The organism is Streptococcus sp. P25B114 (assembly GCF_053010325.1).
In genome coordinates this window covers 1-21,425 of record NZ_JBRKNW010000025.1, presented here as the reverse complement: position 1 = coordinate 21,425, position 21,425 = coordinate 1, and the positions used below count along the sequence as shown (strand labels likewise).

Genomic DNA, 21,425 nt, shown 5'->3' with positions numbered 1-21,425 from the left:
GGGTCATTTTTTCTGTATTCTATTTTTGAAAGCTTGAGCCATTGCGGATTGTCCCAAGAAGTTTCCAAAGGCGAAGCCAGAGGTGTTAAGCAAGATGTCGCCAAGGTCAAAGAAGCCTAGTGAAAAGAAGAATTGACAGGCTTCAACTAGCAATATGGCACCTACAAAGAGAGAAAGTTTTTTCCAAGAAAATGAAAAAAGCAACCCAAGTGGTAAAAAGAGTAAGAGATTAAAGACCAATATAGCAGGATTGAGAAATAGGTCTTGAGAGAAGGTGCTAAGGAGATCCCAGTTGACACCTCTGACGCCCATGCTTTTGAAAAAGAGAAGAAAGACTAGCAGAAGCCCGTAGCAAGCGTAGAAAAACCAAAGTGTCAGTCGCGAAATATGGGGCTTATAGACAAGTCGAAATAGGGTAAAGCAAAATCCGGTCATCAGTAAGACTGCTGCAAATGCTGGCCAAAAATCAACCGTCATGAAAATGTTTGAAAATTGGTGAAAAAGAAAGGTCATAAAGAGCCAGCGACAGAGCAGAAATGACAGGATCAGGTTAATACAGTCATAGATAGCTTCTTTTCTCATAGAAGGCCTCCTTTTTATTTCATTATATCATTATTTGAGGGGGGTAAAGGCTGTAAAAAATATTTTTATAGACAGTGTGCTATAATAGTTCTTATGAAAAAACGACCGACATCTGCCTATATCCACATTCCATTTTGTACCCAGATTTGTTACTACTGTGACTTTTCCAAGGTCTTTATTAAGAATCAGCCAGTTGACGAGTATTTGGCAGCCCTCATGGAAGAGGTCAAGTTTTACGACCTGCCAGCTCTCCGCACACTTTATATCGGAGGCGGAACACCATCGGCTCTCTCGGCAGACCAGCTAGATTATCTCCTGACCAATCTGGAGAACTTGCTGGACTTGTCACAGGTGGAAGAATTCACTATCGAGGCCAATCCAGGTGACTTGACGGCAGACAAGATTGCAGTTCTGAAAAAGTCCAAGTGTAATCGGGTGTCGCTGGGGGTCCAGACCTTTGATGACCGTATGCTGAAAAAAATCGGTCGTAGCCACAACCAAGCTCAGATTTATGAAACCATTGCAGCCCTCAAGGAAGCGGGTTTTTACAACATTTCCATCGACCTGATTTATGCCCTGCCTGGTCAGACCATGGAGCAGGTGGTGGACAATGTCGCCAAGGCCCTGGAGCTGGACATTCCCCACATGAGCCTTTACAGCTTGATTTTGGAGAACCATACGGTCTTCATGAACCGTCAACGCCGTGGCAACCTCCATCTGCCCAACGAAGATGTGGAGTCCGATATGTTCGACTATATTCTTCAGGAGTTGGAGAAAAACGGCTTCGAGCATTATGAGATTTCCAACTTCACCAAGCCTGGCTTTGAAAGCCGCCACAACCTCATGTACTGGGACAACTCGGAGTACTATGGTCTAGGAGCAGGAGCATCTGGCTACATCGACGGCATGCGCTATCGCAACCGCGGCCCCATTCAGCATTACCTCAAGTCCATCCGCGAAAAAGGCCATTCCCGCCTGCACGAAGAGTTTCTCAGCAAGACCGAGCAGATGGAAGAAGAGATGTTTTTAGGCTTACGGAAAAAAACTGGCGTGTCCATTGAGCGATTCGAGGAAAAGTTTGGTATCTCCTTTGAAGACCGCTATGGTCAGGTGGTCAAAGACTTGAAAAATGAAGGTCTCTTGCAAGAAGAAGACCGTTGGCTTCGGATGACCAAAAAAGGATTGTTTCTTGGCGACACAGTTGCCGAACGTTTCATTATAGAAGATTAGAAAGAGGACACAATGGGACTAACCTACCAAGAAAACTTCACAATTCCCTTTGATATGTGTGATGTGAAGCAGGCTGTCAAACTGCCTGGCTTGATTTCCTATTGTCTGGGGCTTTCGGGCCGACAGTCAGAGGAACTGGGTCGCAGTGATCTCTATGTTTTTCAGGAATTTGGCTTGATTTGGGTGGTGACAGACTATGAACTGACTATTCAAGCCCTACCCAAGTATAATGAATCCATTACCATTAAAACAGAAGCGGTTGCCTACAACAAGTTTTTCTGTCATCGGATGTTCTATATCTACGATGCAGCAGGCAATCTTTTGTTGGACATTCTCTGCTATTTTGTCTTGATTGATTTTGAGAGCCGCAAGGCTGCTCCAGTACCAGAAGCCTTGATTGCTCCTTATCAGTCTGAGCAGGTCAAGAAATTACCTCGGGCTCCCAAGTATCAGCTCTTGGAAAATCCATCTGTTCAAGAATTTCCTGTTCGCTATTTTGATTTGGATATGAATGGGCATGTCAATAATGGCAAGTATCTGGAATGGATGTATGAAGCACTGGGCTATGATTTTCTGCTCTGCCATGTCCCTAAAAAAATCCAACTCAAGTATCTCAAAGAAGTAGAGGCAACTAGCTTGGTAAGTTCACGCATGGTGGTGGAAGCTGGGGTCAGTCAGCACGAGATTGTGGTTGACGGGCATATCCATGCTCAAGCTGTTATAGAATGGAGGGAAGATCATGCCACAGGATAAGTGGTTGGAATGGGCCTTACGTTTACAGGCCTTGGCTCAGACAGGCTTGGCCTATGGAAAAGATGTTTATGACATGGAACGATTTGAGGAAATCAGACAGATTGCGGCAGAGATGCTAGTAGAACCGTCTGGACAGCCCTTGGAAGTGGTGAAAGACTTGTTTTGCAATGAAACAGGCTATCAGACACCCAAGCTGGATACCCGCGCAGCTATTTTCCAAGAGGATAAAATCCTACTGGTCCAGGAAAACGATGGGCTCTGGTCCTTACCAGGTGGGGATTGTGTCATAATAATGACAGGTGCTTAAAACGCTGATAAATCAAGGATTTGAGCGTTCTACAATCTGTCGTTAAGGAGGAAAAATTTATTTTATTATTTATAATATCGCATAAGCGAGAACATTTTACTAAGTGTTCTCGTTTTTTTATTTTCAGGAGGAATTCATGAAAAAGAAGGAACAATCATCACGCCAAATCGTGATGTGTCATCTTGTGGCTATTTTAGGAGTTGATATTGTGAAAGCAACACAGCTAATTGATGAAATGGAACAACCAGGTTTAATCCGATTTGATGAATTTGGAAATGTTGGAATATTAGTCTTGGAGGGACAATCATGAAACGAATTACCGCTAATCAGTATCAGACATCAGAGCGTTATTATAAACTCCCTAAAATTTTGTTTGAGAGTGAACGTTATAAGGATATAAAGCTGGAGGTTAAGGTAGCCTACGCGGTTTTAAAAGATAGGTTGGAGCTGTCTTTGAGTAAGGGCTGGATTGATGAGGATGGGGCTATTTACTTGATTTATTCCAATTCAAATCTGATGGCACTTTTAGGCTGTTCAAAGTCAAAATTACTCTCTATCAAGAAAACCTTACGTGACTATGGCTTAATTGATGAAGTCCAACAGTCCTCTAGTGAAAAAGGTCGAATGGCAAATAAAATTTACTTGGGGGAATTAGAACATGAAACTACCCCAGTCTTACATACAGACGGGGCTAGTGTTAAAAAAACACTAGGGGGGTCTCAAAGAAAGACGGGGCCGGTCTTAAATTCAGCCCCTAGTGAGACTGAAAGAAGTGAGACTAAATATAGTGAAACTAAAGGGAGTGATTTTCTTATTGATGACGAGGAGGAGAGGCAGCTGGTAGATGAGAAACAAGAAGAGAACTTTACTTCAAAAGTCGATGGCGTGACCAAGTACGATCGAGACTATATTTGGGGTTTGGTTCATGACCAGTTAAGACAGACGGGTCTATCTCAGTCAGCTAGTGACTATGCCATGATTTATTTTAGTGACCGTTATCAGTATGCTTTGGAACATATGCGATTTGCTCGGTCAGCGGAAGTAATAGCTGAATACGTATTTAATGGTGTGCTGTCAGAGTGGACTAAGCAACTGAGACGACAAGAAGTAAAGGGAGGTGATTAAGTTGATTTGGTGGATACTAGGTGGAATCTATCTGATTTCTATCGTCATTTTGATTGTTGAAGAAATCCGTGCACCAGAAATGGATGATCATATATAAGCAAGAGTTTTACAAGTGTAAGGCTCTTTTTTAGTTGGAAAGAGAGGAAAAATGAAATTTTTAGATTTATTTGCTGGGATAGGCGGTTTTAGGCTAGGGATGGAATCACAGGGTCATAAATGCCTGGGCTTTTGTGAAATTGATAAATTCGCCAGAACATCTTATAAAGCCATGTTTAACACAGAAGGGGAAATAGAATACCATGACATTAAAGAGGTCACAGACCACGACTTTAGACAATTTAGAGGGCAAGTGGACATCATCTGCGGGGGATTTCCTTGCCAAGCATTTTCACTCGCAGGCAGACGATTGGGATTTGAAGATACTAGAGGGACTCTCTTTTTTGAGATTGCTCGAGCGGCCAAACAAATCCAACCACGTTTTCTATTTTTGGAAAACGTCAAAGGCCTACTCAATCACGACGAGGGACGAACGTTCGCCACAATCCTCTCCACGATGGATGAATTGGGGTATGATGTCGAATGGCAGGTGCTTAACAGTAAGGACTTCCAAGTCCCGCAAAACAGAGAGCGGGTCTTTATTATCGGACATTCTAGAAGATACCGTCCCAGATTCTTATTTCCTCTCAGAAGAGAAAACAGCCCAGCTCATCTTGAAAGGCTAGGAAATATCAATCCATCTAAACGTGGTTTGAATGGTGAAGTCTATCTGACGAGTGGACTTGCTCCTACACTAACAAGAGGTAAAGGAGAGGGTGCTAAAATCGCCATTCCAGTCTTAACACCAGATAGACTAGAAAAACGGCAACATGGTCGTCGATTTAAGGATAATCAAGACCCTATGTTTACTTTGACCAGTCAAGACAAACACGGAGTTGTTGTCGCAGGAAATCTGCCGACTAGCTTTGACCAGACTGGAAGAGTATTTGACATTTCTGGCTTGTCACCGACCTTGACCACCATGCAGGGTGGAGATAAGGTGCCAAAGATTTTGCTGAGGGAGGAGCTGCCATTTCTGAAGATCAAGGAAGCCACAAAAAGAGGGTACGCAAAGGCAACTCTTGGAGACTCTGTCAATCTGGCTTATCCAGACTCAACCAAACGTAGGGGACGAGTGGGAAAGGGAATATCCAATACCCTGACGACTTCAGACAATATGGGAGTGGTAGTTGCTGCTCTGGAATATCGACAGGATAAGTGGTATGAAGTCACAGGCATTGTCTTAGATGGGAAACTTTATCGCCTAAGAATAAGACGACTGACACCAAGAGAGTGTTTTAGACTGCAAGGCTTTCCTGATTGGGCTTATGAAAGAGCAGAAAATGTTTCCAGTAAGAGCCAACTATACAAACAGGCCGGCAATAGCGTGACTGTCACAGTTATTGAAGCCATTGCCAGAGAATTTAGAAGAACGGAAGAGGAAGAAAAACATGAACTTACTACATAAGAAAAGTATCCTAGATTGTACTGAATTAGAAGAACGTATTCACCAAGCTGAAACCAATCAGCTATTACAAAAGATACTGTCGCTCCCCAATTTTGATTGTGACTTTGAGGTGACTTTTGAAGATGATTACCACAAAGAGATGAATGATCCCCTATTCTACGAATCCAATCTTCATCGGATTTCGGATTTTATGGAAACTAGGGATATTAAAAATGGTGTAGATACACTACTGACGAAAGACAATCACCTGGCCTTTCGTGCCTTTGGTGAAAATTATTCTGCTAGAGGAAAGGATGGCATTTTAACGACTTTAGTGACGGTCAAGTGCTTTGGTGAAGGACGGATGCCCATTGATATGAGTCGCTATTTCTCAACTCCTGAACCAACAGTTGAAAATAGCCTAATCCTATAAGGAGGTGCCTATGCTTGAGGTATATCTAGGAAATAATGCCAATACAAATCAAGATTTACTAACCATTTTGACGACCTATGGTGTGACTTATCGTTGTATAAAAGCGTGTGATGTAGACCGTGAAATCTTACTGTCACTCTTTGCCAAAACAATGGATTGTTTTGAGTTATTGTCGCCACGATTTCTTTGCTTTAAGCGTCAATATTCGATAAGTTTGAATGAGATGATTCAGCTTATTCTCCAAAAGCCAGACCAAAACCTTCGTCTGCCTCTCATTGTCTGTCAGAATTATGTCTATCCAGCTATTGGGCTAGACGAAGTGCGCACCTTTCTTCCCAGACAGGTAAAAGAAGAACTGTTTCAGGCCAGTCTGATGAAACAGGTGACAGGGTAGGTGTGAAGATGAATGAACGATTTTGGGACAATTTAGAAATCATTCTGGCAGAAAAAGACCTCACTTGGGCAGAACTAGCTCGCAAAGTATTCAAAGGTCAATATGTTTATCCAAGTGAATTTAATCGCCTCTATCAGAAACTGCGACATTACAAATCCAATCGTCTGATGCCACAAACAAGATGGGTTGAGCGTATTGTTCTAGTCTTAGATATTGATTATGAAGATTTATTTAAGAGGTGACAATGATAAGGATAGTGTTGTTTTATCTAGCCATACAGCTTAACGGTCTTCTTCTGAGTTTATACCTGCAAGACTATATGACGATTAAGGTCTTAGTCTTGCTACAATTGGTCCTATTAAGTGTGACTTGCTTAGAGATTGCCCGTCATAAAACTCTTCAAGCAAAAAAAATAACCTTAAGCAATCGTCTAAGATGGTTGCTTCTTGGTTTTGTGTCTATGGTTGCTTTTGCAGTTTTCATCAGTTCCCTATTTTCAGTTCAGACTAGGAATCAAGCGGTCTTGTTACAAGTAGGAAAGCAGGTTCCTCCTATTATCTTTTTATTGTTTCTGGCCAATGCAAGCATCCTTGAAGAGATTGTTTATAGGCAATTTCTGTGGGAAAAATTGACATTCCCTTTTGTACAAATAGGCGTGACCAGTTTTCTCTTTGTTCTATCCCATGGACCCAATCAGTTAGGGAGTTGGCTCATGTATAGCTGTCTTGGCTTGACCTTGGCTGCTGTTCGATTGAAAACTGATTGTATGATGGCAATCGCCTTACATTTACTTTGGAATAGTTTGGCTTATGTCGTAACTTTCTTGTGATACCAAAATCAAGAGTGCTTCCGTATTATGGAAGCACCTTATGTTTGATAGGGAATCGAAAAAAAGAGGAGGTCACCATGTCATCTGAACAACAAGAACGTCAAGCGATGCAATACGTGGAAAGAAGTAGTTTATTGACAGTTAGAACCCTCTTAAAGTTCTTAGAATGGTCGGCTAGGCAAGCCTTGGCTCAAGATTCAGCTTATAAGATTGGGGTTCAAAAACTGGAAGAACTCCTTCAAAGCCCTTACGCAATTGAAGCGATAGATGTTAGTAAAGACATACTGGATAAGCCAATCGATGTGGAGAAATTTAAGGAGTTGATGGAGTCAGAAAAACTGCCAATCGCAATTAGTTGGCAAAAAGACTATCTCTACTTTTATGCCAAGGATAAGACCTTGCTCGATCATCACTTGGATGAATTGTTGAAGAAACTGGTGTCTAACCCTGAGAAGCTAGAAGGTCTAACCTTTGATAAAACCTTGGACCAAGAGATAGAACTGGCCAAAGAGAAAATTAGAGTAACAGAACCTTCGGCAGTCAAAACCAAGGAGGTGACCTTGTAATGTATTCCAGGCAAAAAGCATTGGTCTTTGGACTCTTGGGGCTCGCCTTTGGTTATTTCTGCCATCGTCTAACCCTACTCTATGATAGTTTAACCAATGCCCCACCTATGGAACGTATTGCCTACCTCTTAGGAGAGGGGTTAAATCAGGTTTTCAATCCTTTATGGCTATTTTCCTTTACTCAAAAATCTCTTCTTGCCTTTATCCTTGGGGTTCTAACGATGACGCTAGTCTATCTTTATGTATCGACAGGCCAGAAGGTCTATCGAGAAGGGGATGAATACGGTTCTGCACGATTTGGAACCAGTAAGGAAAAGCGGAACTTTTACAGTAAGAATCCTTTCAATGACACGATTTTGGCTCGTGATGTTCGTCTAACCTTGTTGGAAAAGAAGAAGCCACAGTTTGACCGAAATAAAAACTTGATTGTCATTGGGGGTTCTGGTGCAGGTAAGACCTTTCGCTTTGTGAAACCCAACCTTATCCAACTTAATTGTTCCAATATTGTCGTTGATCCTAAAGACCATTTGGCTGAGAAGACAGGTAAACTCTTTTTAGAAAACGGTTATCAGGTTAAGGTTTTAGACTTGGTTAATATGACCAATTCAGACGGTTTTAATCCCTTTCGTTATGTAGAAACAGAGAATGATTTGAACCGCATGTTAACGGTCTATTTTAATAATACCAAAGGAAATGGTTCTCGCAGTGATCCATTTTGGGACGAGGCTTCCATGACATTGGTGAGAGCTATTGCCTCTTATTTGGTAGATTTTTACAATCCTCCAGGAAGTTCCAAGCAAGAGCAGGAAGCAAGACGTAAGCGTGGCCGTTATCCAGCCTTTTCTGAGATTGGGAAACTCATCAAACTCTTATCGAAGGGAGACAATCAGGACAAAAGTGTACTTGAAGTCTTGTTTGAAGACTATGCTAAGAAATATGGTCATGAGAACTTTACCATGAGAAACTGGGCGGATTTTCAGAACTACAAGGACAAGACCTTGGATTCGGTGATTGCGGTCACAACAGCTAAATTTGCCCTCTTTAATATCCAATCGGTGATTGATTTGACGCAAAGAGACACTATGGATTTGAAAACGTGGGGCACTCAAAAGACCATGGTCTATCTTGTTATTCCAGATAATGACACTACCTTTCGTTTCCTATCTGCTTTATTTTTCTCTACGGTTTTCTCCACTTTGACCAGACAGGCTGATGTTGACTTTAAAGGGCAACTGCCTATTCATGTTAGAAGCTATCTGGATGAGTTTGCGAATGTCGGAGAAATCCCAGACTTTGCTGAACAAACCTCAACAGTTCGCTCTAGGAACATGAGTCTAGTTCCAATCTTACAAAATATCGCCCAACTCCAAGGACTTTATAAGGAAAAAGAGGCTTGGAAAACTATTCTGGGAAACTGTGATAGCCTCCTCTATTTGGGTGGAAATGACGAGGAAACTTTCAAATTTATGAGTGGTCTATTAGGCAAACAAACCATTGATGTCAGAAGTACCAGTCGTTCTTTTGGGCAGACTGGCTCAAGTTCTACCTCTCACCAGAAAATTGCCCGTGACTTGATGACGGCTGATGAAGTCGGGAATATGAAACGAGATGAATGCCTCGTACGCATTGCAGGAGTTCCTGTTTTTCGAACCAAGAAATATTTTCCACTTAAACATAAGAATTGGAAATGGCTTGCGGATAAGGAAACCGATGTACGCTGGTGGCACTATCATATCAATCCCCTAACCGCTGAGGAAGAGGTAGATTTGTCAGGCCATAAAATAAGGGATTTAAGCACAGAAACGACACTACATTAATAGAAATGAGGAATTATATGAATCAAAAACTATCAGGCTTTGTTTACGGAGTGGACGCTAGCTCCATGTTCTCCCAAGCCATGTCTCTATTACAAAAAGGTTTGATTGCAGTAGGAGCCTTTCTTGTTGTCATGGGCATTATCAACCTTTCAACCAACATTAAAGATGGTGGGCCAGGTGTCCGAAATGCCATTCTAGAAATTGTTGGTGGGGTCATGGTGGGAGCCGCTGGTGCTTTTGTAACTCAGATTACCATTTAGGGGAGGACAGCACATGACATGATAATGAATTTTACGTCACCTTTTGTATTTCTAGCCTCTGAAAAAGTATCTAGTGATAGCCTTTTTGAAGGGTTTCAAGTGGATTTAGAATCAACCGCCAACTTGGTTAAGTCACTAGCGGACTTTAATCCGACGGTGTGGTCTTACATGACAGCCATTACCAAGGGGATTATGCAGCCCTTGGGAGTAGCTATTCTTGCGGTTGTTCTCGTACTCGAATTTTCAAAAATGGCCAAGAAAATCGCAAACTCAGGTGGTGCAATGACCTTTGAAGCCATGGCACCTATGATTGTCAGCTACATCATGGTCGCGGTCGTGATTACCAATACGACGGTTATTGTGGAAGCCATTATTGCCATTGCCTCTTATGTTATTGAACAAGTGGCAAGTCTTGTCACGAATGGTGGTGCTAATTATGATACCATCTCAGGCATTAAGGGATCTGGAATTGTAGGAAAAATGATTATTGGCTTTTTTGCGATTCTCATTTGGTTGGTACGAATGGCCAGCATCATGGTTGTCAATATCTTGATTACCATTCGCTTTATCCAACTCTATCTGATGATTCCTTTTGCCCCTGTTACCATTCCGACCTTCCTTAGTGATGACTGGAGAAGTGTTGGGATTGGTTACCTTAAAAACATCATGGTCTATGCCGTTCAAGGTATTTTGATTTTTCTAATTGTATCTCTTGTCCCCTTGTTTGAATCGGCTGGAAAGATTGCCGTATCAAATGGAGCTGGAGTGATGGAATCACTCGCCATTATGTTTGGTGGCTTGGTACAGGCTATATTGTTAATCATTGCCTTGGTTGGCAGTCAACGAACTGCCCGAAGTATTTTGGGGATGTAGGAGGAAGGGAGTCATTATCTCGCCTCCTCTTTTTATAGCTTACTTAGATTGGAGAACATTTATGAACACTCGTGTCTTTAAGGACATCTCAAAGGTTCAACACAGGGCATGGCTAGGATTTACAACTAGACAGGTTATTTTTGTATTTCCAGCCGTCGCCCTAACCATTTTGGTTTTGGGCTTGAACCTATTTTACTGGCAATTTGGGGATTGGTTTGTCTATGGTTTTGTTTTTAGCTTTACCATTCCACTCATGTTATTTGGGGTCTATCGCCCCAACGATTTACCATTTGAAATCTACCTCAAGTACCGTTTTCATTATGAACTAACGGTGCCAGACCGCACATTTACTGGAAGAAAAGGAGACCAACGTGAAAAAATCAAAACACTCAATGAAACCAAAAACCTCTTCTAATGACAAAAAGCAAAAGACGAAAACACAGAAGCAGGAGATCAGACCATCAACCGTAAATACGTTAGCCTATCAAGGGCTTTTTCAGAATGGCCTTATGCAGGTCAGTCCAAGCTATTTCTCACAAACCTATCTTTTAGGAGATGTTAATTATCAAACAGTTGGCTTAGATGATAAGGGAGCTATCGTGGAGAAATATTCCGATTTAATCAATTCACTGGATGATAAGACCAATTTCCAACTGACTATTTTCAATCAAAAAGTTAATTTGGAAAAATTCCGCAAGAGTATTCTCTATCCCTTGCAGGAAGATGGGTTTGATGCTTATCGTGATGAATTGAATCGCATGATGGATGCCAACTTAGAGGCAGGTGAGAACAACTTTTCAGCCGTCAAGTTTCTTTCATTTGGCAAGAGCGACCAAACACCAAAACTAGCTTTTCGTTCTCTGTCACAGATTGGGGAATATTTCAAGAGTGGCTTTTCAGAGATTGATGTGGCTCTTGGTCTACTTGGTGGAGAGGAGCGAGTGAATGTCCTTGCGGATATGTTGCGAGGTGAAAATCATTTACCGTTCTCTTACAAGGATTTAACCCTGTCAGGTCAATCCACCAAACACTTTATTGCCCCAACCTGCCTTTCCTTTAAACACAAGAATCATATTGAATTGGACGATCGATTATTACAGATTGTTTATGTTCGTGATTACGGTATGGAGCTAGGGGATAAATTTATTCGTGACCTCATGCAGTCAGATTTGGAAGTGATGATGAGCCTACATGCTAAAGGCTCTACCAAGTCTGAAACCATGACCAAGCTGCGAACCAAGAAGACCTTGATGGAATCGCAAAAGATTGGGGAACAACAAAAGATGGCTCGGACTGGAATCTATTTGGAGAAGGTCGGCCATGTTCTTGAGAACAACATCGATGAAGCTGAAGCTCTTCTTCAAACCATGACCCAAACAGGAGATAAACTGTTTGACACCGTATTTCTAATTGGAGTGCTTGCGGATACTGAAGACCAACTCAAACAATCTCTTGATATTATCAAGCAAGTGGCTGGGTCAAATGATATGATTATCGATAACTTGACCTATATGCAAGAAGCTGCCTTTAATAGTCTCTTGCCATTTGGGAAGAACTATCTCGAAGGTGTTTCTCGGTCTCTATTGACTTCAAATATTGCCGTGAATGCACCTTGGACTTCCGTAGATATTCAGGACAAGGGTGGGAAATTTTATGGCATCAATCAAATCTCAAGTAATATCATCAGTATTGACCGTGGCAAGTTAAATACTCCGTCAGGTTTGATTTTAGGGACCTCTGGAGCTGGCAAAGGGATGGCGACAAAACATGAAATCATCTCTACTAAGCTCAAGGAAGCAGATTGCGATACTGAAATTATTATTGTTGACCCAGAAAACGAGTACAGCATTATCGGTCAAGCCTTTGGTGGGGAGAGTATTGATATTGCCCCAGATTCTACCACCTTCTTAAATGTCTTAGATCTATCAGATGAGAATATGGATGAGGATCCAGTTAAGGTCAAGTCCGAATTTCTCTTGTCTTGGATTGGAAAGCTCTTGGACCGCAAAATGGATGGTCGTGAGAAGTCCTTGATTGACCGTGTGACACGACTCACCTATAAGCATTTTGTCACACCGTCCCTGGTCGAATGGGTCTTTGTCTTATCTCAACAACCTGAACAGGAAGCTAAGGACTTGGCACTGGATATGGAACTCTATGTGGAAGGGTCGCTGGACATATTTTCACATCGGACCAATATTAAAACAGACAGTCATTTCCTGATTTACAATGTCAAAAAGTTAGGCGATGAATTAAAACAAATTGCCCTCATGGTTATCTTTGACCAAATTTGGAATCGGGTGGTAAAAAACCAAAAGCTAGGGAAGAAGACCTGGATTTACTTTGATGAAATGCAGCTACTTCTATTGGACAAGTATGCCTCTGATTTCTTCTTTAAACTTTGGAGTCGTGTCCGTAAGTATGGGGCGATACCGACAGGTATTACTCAGAATGTAGAAACACTTCTTTTGGATGCCAACGGCAGACGTATTATTGCTAATAGCGAGTTCATGATTCTTTTAAAACAGGCCAAGAGCGATCGCGAAGAGTTGGTGCATATGCTTGGGCTTTCCAAGGAACTGGAGAAATACTTGGTCAATCCTGAAAAAGGGGCTGGGCTAATCAAGGCCGGTTCCACCGTTGTTCCATTCAAGAATAAGATTCCACAACACACCAAGCTCTTTGACATCATGAGTACGGACCCTGAAAAAATGAGGACATGAGATGAAAGAGGATAAAAAGCCAGTCAAACAGGCTAGGCAAAACTTTCGAAGTAACTTAAAATCAGCCCGTATGCATTATCGTAAAGAAGTTAGAACCTTAAAGCAGACTGTTCCTAAAAAAGGAAGATTTCTAAAATCAGCCAAAAATTCTCTGTTTCAGGGAAAGAAAACAGAGTTAAAAGGAAATCTACTCAGTAGCCAAAAGGAAGCAGAAGAGAAGTTTCTAAAGGAAATTACCTATGTTTCTCCTAGACTGTTGAAGGTAAAGGAAATCAAGAACTATCGACTTCCTCAAGCTCAAGAGCGTTTGCGGACTGCAAGAAAACATTTGTCAGAAGTGAAACTAAGTGAGAAGCAAAAGGCAGTTAATCCCAAGTTTACTTTCCAAAAAGAAAATCCTTCCCCGAAGTCTCGCTTTCAGTTTCACCAAGAAAAATCATTTGATCGACTAAGTGCAGAAAAAGACGTAAGTTCTGCCAAGCGTGAGGTTAAACAACTCAAGAAAGTCCAAAAGACTAAGAAAAACTCTACCAAAGTCAAAGTTGGATTAGGCTTAGTTGCATCTGAATCCCTTGACCTGATAGCACAGGAGGATGATTTAGATGGTCTAAGATCCATGAAGGATATTAGTTTGAAAGCCAGACGCTATGGAAGGTTTACCTTTCAAGCAGGTAAGGTGGTAGTAAAAAGTGGACAGACAGGTGTGAGGTTTACCAAAACAAAATTTTCTCATGGAAAGGAACGATTCCAGAACTTCAAAAAGGGAAAAGGATTCATACGCCAGAAACCTCTTAAACCAAGAAGACGCTACCAAACCTTTTTAAAGCATGCCAGAAAGCACAGTCTAGCAGGAGTTAAGGGGATTGTTCAAGCCATTAAGGGAAGCCTGACCTTCTTTTCTGTAATTGCGGGAAATCCTTTGACTTGGATTGTCTCAGGCCTTCTCTTGATACTCCTTTTGATGATGAGCTTTTTCATGAGTGTCTCAGGAAGCAGCGTCATTCAACAAGATGAGATGGAATTGACCAAGGCCTATACCCACATGACGTGGGAAGATGCGGAGCATACAAGAACTAACGAAAAAGGGATTACCTTTTACACTAAGATTGATGAGGTCATGGTTTACATGAATCATCAATACCAAGACTACAAGCTTGACGATTTCATGGAAGCAGGTGGTGTGACCTACAAAGCGTTTCTCAGTCAAGTCTGGACAGATTTAAATGGTGGAGATTCTATTAAATCCATGTCTGACTTATATAAAGAACCTGCTTACAAGCTGTCTGATGAGGACCAGGAAGAGTTAAAGGAGTTGACAGAAGGAGGCAACTATCTAGCCCTTCAAGAATTGGACAATCCCTTTCAGGGACAGACTGACGAGGATAGCTTAAGCATGTCCTACCGATATGGTTATGAGGTCATTGATGAGAAACCAACGCTTCATCACCATATCATCTTAGAAGCAAAAGAAGGTCAAGTCATTGTGTCTCCGATGGATGGCAAGGTATCTCTTGATGGAGAGAACGTTGTTTTGACATCTGGTAAGGGAGTGAATAAGACTAAACTAACCTTGTTTGGCATTCATTCAGGCCGAGTGAGTGAACATCAAAAAGTCTTGGCAGGAGATATTATTGGTCAGACCAAAGACGGAACGGGTCTAAAAGTTACCTATCAAAAGATTGATGATGACACGGATAAGTTGGTCTATGTCAATCCAGCTTTCTACTTTCCAAAAGTGATTCAGGTTCAAACCACCATTCTTCCAACTATCGGTCAGTTTGGCGGTGATGAGTTCGAGAGAGCAAAGGCTATTTATGACTATCTCAAAAGCAAAGGTGCGACAAATCAAGCTATTGCGGCCATTTTAGGAAATTGGTCGGTAGAATCTTCCATTAATCCAAAACGAGCTGAAGGCGACTATTTATCTCCGCCAGTTGGTGCGACTGATAGTTCGTGGGATGATGAGGGCTGGCTCTCACTTAATGGTCCAACTATATACAATGGACGTTACCCAAATATTCTCAAACGTGGTTTAGGCTTAGGCCAATGGACAGATACCGCGGATGGGTCACGCAGGCATACTTTATTGTTGGAATATGCCAAAGGAAAACATCAAAAGTGGTATGACTTAGGGTTACAACTGGATTTCATGTTGCATGGGGATAGTCCTTATTACACCAACTGGTTAAAGGACTTCTTCAAAAATACAGGTAGTCCAGCTAGTCTTGCCCAACTCTTTCTCATTTACTGGGAAGGAAATAGTGGTGATAAGCTACTTGAACGTCAGACAAGAGCAAGTGAGTGGTATTACCAAATTGAAAAAGGCTTTAGTCAACCCAACGGTGGGACAGCACAAAGTGATCCAAAAGCACTTGAAGCTGTACGAGGAGACCTTTTTGAAAACTCTATTCCAGGAGGTGGTGACGGGATGGGTTACGCTTACGGCCAATGTACTTGGGGAGTCGCAGCCCGTATCAACCAACTGGGTCTAAAACTCAAAGGTAAAAATGGTGAGAAGATTCCAATTATCAGTACAATGGGCAATGGCCAAGATTGGGTACGAACAGCCGCAAGTCTCGGTGGGGAGATAGGGACAAGTCCACAAGAAGGAGCTATCCTTTCCTTTGCGGGAGGAGGACATGGCACACCAGCAGAGTACGGACATGTGGCTTTCGTCGGTGCGAGACGTTTCTAACTGAAAAGGTTAGACACGTTCTTGAAAAATCAACCTGATAATCAGGTTAAATTTGAAGAGAATGGAGAACTCTTATCTTGAAAATTGGAATGAAGGGGTAACGCCCTGAAACGATTTCTCTAATACTCCGACATGCGTTTATCTGATGCAAAGGTAAAGGTATGAAGCTCGGTGAAGTCGGCTGAAAGATACCGTCATTCTTAAGGACTTAAGAATCGAAAGTGTTCCAGAGGTGGGATATGTATCTGATAGGTCGGGAGTCATTAAAAACTAAATAGGGTGAGAATGTGCATGAGCACTGACGAACCAGCGAATGTACGCTCCGAAGGCGAGTACGTAGAAATGCGTATAGCAACGTAAGTTGTTTCGACTTGAGGAAGAGTAAGAATCGACGATATGAAATTCCTTGTTATGTTACAGGCATATCAAAGTTGAAGGGGTATAGCTAGGCACCTAAGTTTAGTATTGATAAAGATAAGGGAACGTCGAAAGCTAGAGATGTGGAGGTTGCACAACCAGCGAAGCAATGGAAAGGAAATCATAACTTTCCTTAATCTCTAGTGAGAGTGGTGGCACGACCTTTGAAAGTGTTGTAATGATACTGGAGGAACAGCCACTAGTCAATAGTGTATTGTTATGAACTTTATCATTTCATGGATTCTTGTAAGACATAAAAGGTCACGAATCCAAAGAGAGGAGTGATAGACCATGACGAAACCCAAAAATGATGACAAACTATTAAAACGTCAAAAACTAAGGTATGCAGAATACTATGGCATGACCGAAATATTTGACGATTTATATTCCAAAAGTCAAAATGGATTCAACTTTAAGAATTTGATGAACATTATCACATCTCCCGAAAATATACTACTCGCTTATCGTACCATAAAGCGGAATGGTGGTAGTCAAACCGAGGGTGTAGATGGTGTTACCATTAAAGACTTAGAAAATTTGACCCAAGAAGACTTTATCTCTAAAGTTCAAAGAAGATTTCAACATTATAGACCCAGAAAGGTCAGAAGAGTAGAGATTCCTAAACCAAATGGAAAGAAAAGACCACTAGGCATTCCCTCAATGTGGGATAGGATTGCTCAACAGTGTATTTTACAAGTGTTAGAACCAATATGTGAAGCTAAATTTTACAAACATAGTTATGGATTTAGACCTCTACGGTCAGCTGATAACGCTATTATGGACTGTATGTATCGTATGAATAAAAGTCATATGACTTATGTCGTTGACGTTGATATTAAAGGCTTTTTTGATGAAGTGAATCATACTAAGTTAATGCGTCAAATCTGGACCTTAGGCATCAGGGATAAACAACTTCTAGTGATTATTCGAAAAATGTTAAAAGCACCAATTGTTCTTCCGAATGGAAAAGTGAGCCATCCAACTAAGGGCACACCACAAGGAGGTATCCTATCTCCGCTACTTGCCAATATCAATCTTAATGAATTTGATTGGTGGATAGGACGACAATGGGAAGAAAGAGATTGTAAGGAATTAGTTCCTCAATATAATTCCAAGGGAACAAGACACAAGTCACATGTTTATAGAAAGCTGCGAGCTTCAACGACACTAAAAGAGATGTATATTGTTCGATATGCGGATGATTTTAAAATCTTTTGTCGAAATAGGAATGAGGCAGAGCGAACGTTTAAGGCTGTAAAATTGTGGTTAAAAGAGCGACTTAACCTTCCTGTTTCGGAGGAAAAATCTCAAATTACCAATCTGAGAAAGAAAAGCAGCGAATTCCTTGGGATTACTTTAAAGCTGGTTTCTAAGAATAATCGTTTTGTCTGTTTTTCTCATATTGCACCGAAAGCCAAGAAACGTATTAAACATCAACTGAAACAACAGATGAAATTGATACAAATTAAAGGTGTTAAAGAAACAATTATTCGTGAAATACAGAAGTATAATAGTATGGTTATCGGTATTCATAACTACTATAGTATGGCAACACATGTGAGTAAGGATTTAGAAGAAATTCATTATCAGCTTTACCTCTCTTTTAAAAATCGATTGCAGGCGAAAGGTCTGACAAAAATAGGAGAATACAAGGGAAAAGATAAAGGGGTTCTCCCTTACCTTCAATCTCAAAATATTCGGTACTTAATGGGTTATCCAATTCTTCCAATTAGCTATGTCAAGACGAGGACATTAAAAGGAAGAAATAAGAATCTGAATAGGTATACTCCTGAGGGGAGAAAATTGATTCATAAACAACAGGAATCTGTTGAAACATGGAAATTAAAATGGCTGAGAGAACATCCAATTATAAATAAGCGTGCAACAGTTGAATATAACGATAATCGAATTTCTTTATTTGTAGCTCAAAAAGGGAAATGTGCTGTAACCGGTCAGGAATTGGATATGGATGATATTCATTGTCACCATAAGAGACCTTGGTCAGAAACAAAGGATGACTCTTATAGGAACCTTATCATTGTTGGACGAGATAGTCATCGCCTTATTCACGCAACAAATGAGAAGGCTATCAAAAATCTCTTTCAGCTTTTGAATTTGAGTAATACAGGACTGACCAAATTAAATCAGTTTCGTGAACTTGTAGGAAATCCACCATTATTGAAAGAAAATTTGAACTTAGAATAATCATGTTAATCATATTAATATAGCACGATAAAGCAAAATCGTGATAATACACTATTGATGGAACGCCGTGTGCGGTGAAAGTCGCACGCACGGTGTGAAGCGGGGGAAAAGATGGAGATAGTATCAAAGTTTTACCTATCGCTATAAAAAGTCTACCCAGATGGCTCATTCCTTATCTCCGAAACCAATTACAATGGCAATCCCAACTACACCTTCCGTAAATTATCTGGAGTGGATAGTAGCTTGAGTTTTGCTTATACGACGAAATAAAAATATTAGAATACTTGTCTTCTTGTCCTAAATGTTGTATGATATTTGGGACAAAGTGGTCATCTCATCTAAACTTTAAGCGTGAACATAGGTGTTGACAAATAAGGAATTATCCCGTATAATAAGGGTAAATAAAGATTATAAATTACTTGTGGGCTAGTGGATATGGTCTGCACCCGCCTGTGGGCTCCGCACTCAGTTCAAACTGTTTGTTGAGAAAAAGAATAGCAGGACTGCCTACCCTTGAGGAATAGATAGGGCATATCTAGCGTGAGGTGAAACTCAATACGTGGAAGAGAAGGAAGCACCTGCTTCCTTCTCTTTTTTAGGAGAAAAATAAAATGACATATACTTTGGAATGGCTCGAGACCTTTGATGGAGAGATTGATATTCTCAATGTCGATATGTCTTGTTTGGCCAATACTATTGAGAAATATGTTTCTCAGTACAAATACGTTTATCAGACAAATATGGAGAACTATCCTGAAATTGTTCTCTCCGTCCCAAATTCCTCTATTCCCCATCTATTAGGATTATCAAGAGATCATCATGTCAATTTACCAACTAATAATGCAGGGAGTATTTTTGAAGGATTAAAGGATGATTGGACATTGCAGCGTCTAAATAAGGCTGATAATGGATGGTTTAACGAAAATAAATTCAAAATCGTTGGCACATTACTACTTTATCAAATGTTACATGTGATGGAATGTAAATTTTATACAACGGATGGTATTTTGAATAGAAAAGTTGGTAAACGATTTAGAAGAGATAATATTTATTTTGTGGTCTTCAAATTAAGTAATGGTATTAGTTATACCGTTGAATTATCACATGAACAAGGAAATCAATACTTTCCAAGAAGTCTTAAAATCAACGACACCTTAATTACAAATTGTAGAGAAATAGAGCTGAAACTTGTTGACAAGAAACGCTTTAAGACTGCTAAAGTTAGAAAGGTTAATTGGCCGTCTTAATGTAAAAATTGATATGCTGATAATCAGGTCATCCACTTTTTGTGGGTGGCTTTTTCTTTTCCCTGAACTTAATGTGATAACAAAATCAAGCTTTCTTTTTTATGATGAGGAAAGAGTGACAGTTTGTTGCTAGAGAATAAAAGAAAAGAAGGACACTTTATGACCAAAACATGTAATCATCACTTTCTTGTCAATCAGGAAAAAGGCGAGAAACACGTCTTTCGCAAGAGTAAAAAATATCGAACGCTATGTTCGGTTGCCCTTGGAACTATGGTGACTGCCGTTGTTGCTTGGGGAGGCACGGTTGCACATGCAGACGAAGTCACATCATCAGTTGACACCACCATTCAACGAACGGAAAATCCAGCCACGAATTTACCAGAAGCACAACCAAACCCTGTATCTGAACAAACTGAAAGTTTAGGGTCAACTGGACAATCTAATGGTGCAATCGCTGTCACCGTACCACATGATACGGTAACACAAGCAGTTGAAGAAGCTGAGGCTGAAGGTGTTTCTACGGTTGAAGATAGCCCAATGGACTTAGGAAATACAACTTCTGCGACTGAAACCAACCAACAAATTTCAAAAGCTGAAGCAGATGCCCAAAACCAAGTTGTGGCTATCAATGAAGTTACTGAAACCTACAAAGCTGACAAAGCAGCTTATGTGGATGAAAAAGCTCGCATCGAACAGGAAAATAAGGAGCTGTCACAGGCCTACGAAGGGGCCAACCAAACTGGTAAAGAGACAAATACTTGGGTTGATACTAAAGTCAATGACCTAAAAACTCGGTATGCAGATGTTGATGTGACAGTAAATGAACAAGTAGTTGCATCAGGAAACGGAACATCTGTACTGGACTATACAAACTATGGCAAGGCTGTTGAAACTATTCAATCAACTAACGAACAAGCTGTAGCGGATTATCTAACAAAGAAAACCAAGGCAGATGATATTGTTGCGAAAAACCAAGCCATTCAAAAAGAAAATGAAGCTGGACTAGCTAAGGCAAAGGCAGATAACGAAGCCATTGAAAGGCGTAATCAGGCAGGTCAAGCAGCTGTAGATGCTGAAAACCGTGCAGGCCAAGCCGCAGTTGAACAGGCTAATCAGGAGAAACAACAATTAGTTTCAGATCGAGCAGCTGAGATTGAAGCCATTACAAAACGCAATCAGGAAAAAGAAGCCGCAGCCAGAAAAGAGAATGAAGCGATCGATGCCTACAATGCCAAAGAAATGGAACGCTATCAACGTGACTTGGCCGAGATTTCAAAAGGTGAAGAAGGTTATATTTCTGAAGCCCTTGCTCAAGCCCTCAATCTCAATAATGGTGAACCCCAAGCACAACATGGGGCTATTACCCGAAATCCTAATCAAATCATTTCAACTGGCGATGCCATGCTGGGTGGCTACTCAAGAATTTTGGATTCAACAGGATTCTTTGTCTATGACAGCTTCAAAACAGGTGAGACTCTTAGTTTTA

The 21,425-nt window shown here is 40.9% G+C and carries 20 protein-coding genes and 2 pseudogenes; 21 read left to right on the top strand and 1 reads right to left on the bottom strand.

The genetic code is table 11. The features are described from left to right. Positions 1–3: 3 nt before the first annotated feature. Positions 4–582, bottom strand: coding sequence for a VanZ family protein (locus tag ACVC7T_RS10030; protein WP_394733525.1), 579 nt, complete (start codon positions 580–582; stop codon positions 4–6). A 93-nt stretch (positions 583–675) separates the two neighbouring features. On the opposite strand from ACVC7T_RS10030, the gene hemW reads away from it, so the two are divergent. From hemW to ACVC7T_RS09925, 21 genes and pseudogenes are all read left to right on the top strand, one after another. Continuing rightward, complete coding sequence (gene hemW, locus ACVC7T_RS10025) at positions 676–1,812, top strand: radical SAM family heme chaperone HemW (RefSeq protein WP_394732137.1); 1,137 nt, start codon at positions 676–678, stop codon at positions 1,810–1,812. 12 nt (positions 1,813–1,824) lie between these two features. Continuing rightward, positions 1,825–2,565, top strand: a complete 741-nt coding sequence (locus ACVC7T_RS10020) for an acyl-ACP thioesterase domain-containing protein (protein WP_447262888.1) — start codon at positions 1,825–1,827, stop codon at positions 2,563–2,565. After that, positions 2,552–2,848, top strand: a pseudogene (locus ACVC7T_RS10015) (NUDIX hydrolase); the annotation flags it as partial. The gene ACVC7T_RS10020 and the pseudogene ACVC7T_RS10015, both read left to right, overlap by 14 nt. Positions 2,849–3,008: 160 nt before the next feature. Further along, positions 3,009–3,182, top strand: a complete 174-nt coding sequence (locus ACVC7T_RS10010) for a hypothetical protein (RefSeq protein WP_000726045.1) — start codon at positions 3,009–3,011, stop codon at positions 3,180–3,182. Further along, positions 3,179–3,997, top strand: coding sequence for a replication initiator protein A (locus ACVC7T_RS10005; protein WP_447262887.1), 819 nt, complete (start codon positions 3,179–3,181; stop codon positions 3,995–3,997). The genes ACVC7T_RS10010 and ACVC7T_RS10005 overlap by 4 nt, the downstream gene beginning before the upstream one ends. A gap of 148 nt (positions 3,998–4,145) precedes the next feature. Beyond that, on the top strand, positions 4,146–5,501 hold the full coding sequence (gene dcm, locus ACVC7T_RS10000; RefSeq protein ID WP_447262886.1) for a DNA (cytosine-5-)-methyltransferase: 1,356 nt from the start codon (positions 4,146–4,148) through the stop codon (positions 5,499–5,501). Further along, positions 5,485–5,913 carry a hypothetical protein gene (locus ACVC7T_RS09995; RefSeq protein ID WP_160864168.1) on the top strand — a complete coding sequence of 143 codons (429 nt, stop codon included), beginning with the start codon at positions 5,485–5,487 and terminating at the stop codon, positions 5,911–5,913. The genes dcm and ACVC7T_RS09995 overlap by 17 nt, the downstream gene beginning before the upstream one ends. 10 nt (positions 5,914–5,923) lie before the next feature. Then, positions 5,924–6,307 carry a hypothetical protein gene (locus tag ACVC7T_RS09990; protein ID WP_447262885.1) on the top strand — a complete coding sequence of 128 codons (384 nt, stop codon included), beginning with the start codon at positions 5,924–5,926 and terminating at the stop codon, positions 6,305–6,307. Between the two features lie 8 nt (positions 6,308–6,315). Then, complete coding sequence (locus ACVC7T_RS09985) at positions 6,316–6,549, top strand: hypothetical protein (protein WP_001005705.1); 234 nt, start codon at positions 6,316–6,318, stop codon at positions 6,547–6,549. Positions 6,550–6,551: 2 nt separating this feature from the next. Further along, positions 6,552–7,136, top strand: a complete 585-nt coding sequence (locus ACVC7T_RS09980; RefSeq protein ID WP_447262884.1) for a CPBP family intramembrane glutamic endopeptidase — start codon at positions 6,552–6,554, stop codon at positions 7,134–7,136. A gap of 77 nt (positions 7,137–7,213) precedes the next feature. Next, the gene (locus ACVC7T_RS09975; RefSeq protein ID WP_447262883.1) at positions 7,214–7,702 is read left to right on the top strand and encodes a hypothetical protein; all 489 of its coding nucleotides are present in this window, start codon (positions 7,214–7,216) and stop codon (positions 7,700–7,702) included. Continuing rightward, positions 7,702–9,519 carry a VirD4-like conjugal transfer protein, CD1115 family gene (locus ACVC7T_RS09970; protein WP_447262882.1) on the top strand — a complete coding sequence of 606 codons (1,818 nt, stop codon included), beginning with the start codon at positions 7,702–7,704 and terminating at the stop codon, positions 9,517–9,519. The genes ACVC7T_RS09975 and ACVC7T_RS09970 overlap by 1 nt, the downstream gene beginning before the upstream one ends. 17 nt (positions 9,520–9,536) lie before the next feature. Further along, positions 9,537–9,779, top strand: coding sequence for a hypothetical protein (locus tag ACVC7T_RS09965; protein ID WP_001072171.1), 243 nt, complete (start codon positions 9,537–9,539; stop codon positions 9,777–9,779). A gap of 18 nt (positions 9,780–9,797) precedes the next feature. After that, positions 9,798–10,652, top strand: a complete 855-nt coding sequence (locus tag ACVC7T_RS09960; RefSeq protein WP_014636634.1) for a conjugal transfer protein TrbL — start codon at positions 9,798–9,800, stop codon at positions 10,650–10,652. 61 nt (positions 10,653–10,713) lie between these two features. Further along, entirely contained in the window at positions 10,714–11,067 is a 354-nt protein-coding gene (locus tag ACVC7T_RS09955; protein ID WP_024417189.1) for a PrgI family protein, read from the top strand. Further along, complete coding sequence (locus tag ACVC7T_RS09950; protein WP_447262881.1) at positions 11,024–13,375, top strand: VirB4-like conjugal transfer ATPase, CD1110 family; 2,352 nt, start codon at positions 11,024–11,026, stop codon at positions 13,373–13,375. Before ACVC7T_RS09955 ends, ACVC7T_RS09950 begins: the two co-directional genes overlap by 44 nt. 1 nt (position 13,376) lies before the next feature. Next, positions 13,377–16,070, top strand: a complete 2,694-nt coding sequence (locus tag ACVC7T_RS09945) for a phage tail tip lysozyme (RefSeq protein WP_447262880.1) — start codon at positions 13,377–13,379, stop codon at positions 16,068–16,070. Between the two features lie 708 nt (positions 16,071–16,778). After that, positions 16,779–18,692 (top strand): group II intron reverse transcriptase/maturase, encoded by a 1,914-nt coding sequence (gene ltrA, locus ACVC7T_RS09940; protein ID WP_447262879.1) that lies wholly within the window; start codon positions 16,779–16,781, stop codon positions 18,690–18,692. A gap of 147 nt (positions 18,693–18,839) precedes the next feature. Further along, positions 18,840–18,962, top strand: a pseudogene (locus tag ACVC7T_RS09935) (CHAP domain-containing protein); the annotation flags it as partial. A gap of 341 nt (positions 18,963–19,303) precedes the next feature. After that, positions 19,304–19,939, top strand: a complete 636-nt coding sequence (locus ACVC7T_RS09930) for a hypothetical protein (protein ID WP_000222716.1) — start codon at positions 19,304–19,306, stop codon at positions 19,937–19,939. A 159-nt stretch (positions 19,940–20,098) separates the two neighbouring features. After that, on the top strand, positions 20,099–21,425 hold a 1,327-nt coding region (locus ACVC7T_RS09925; protein WP_447262878.1), incomplete at its 3' end, for a putative cross-wall-targeting lipoprotein signal domain-containing proteiin.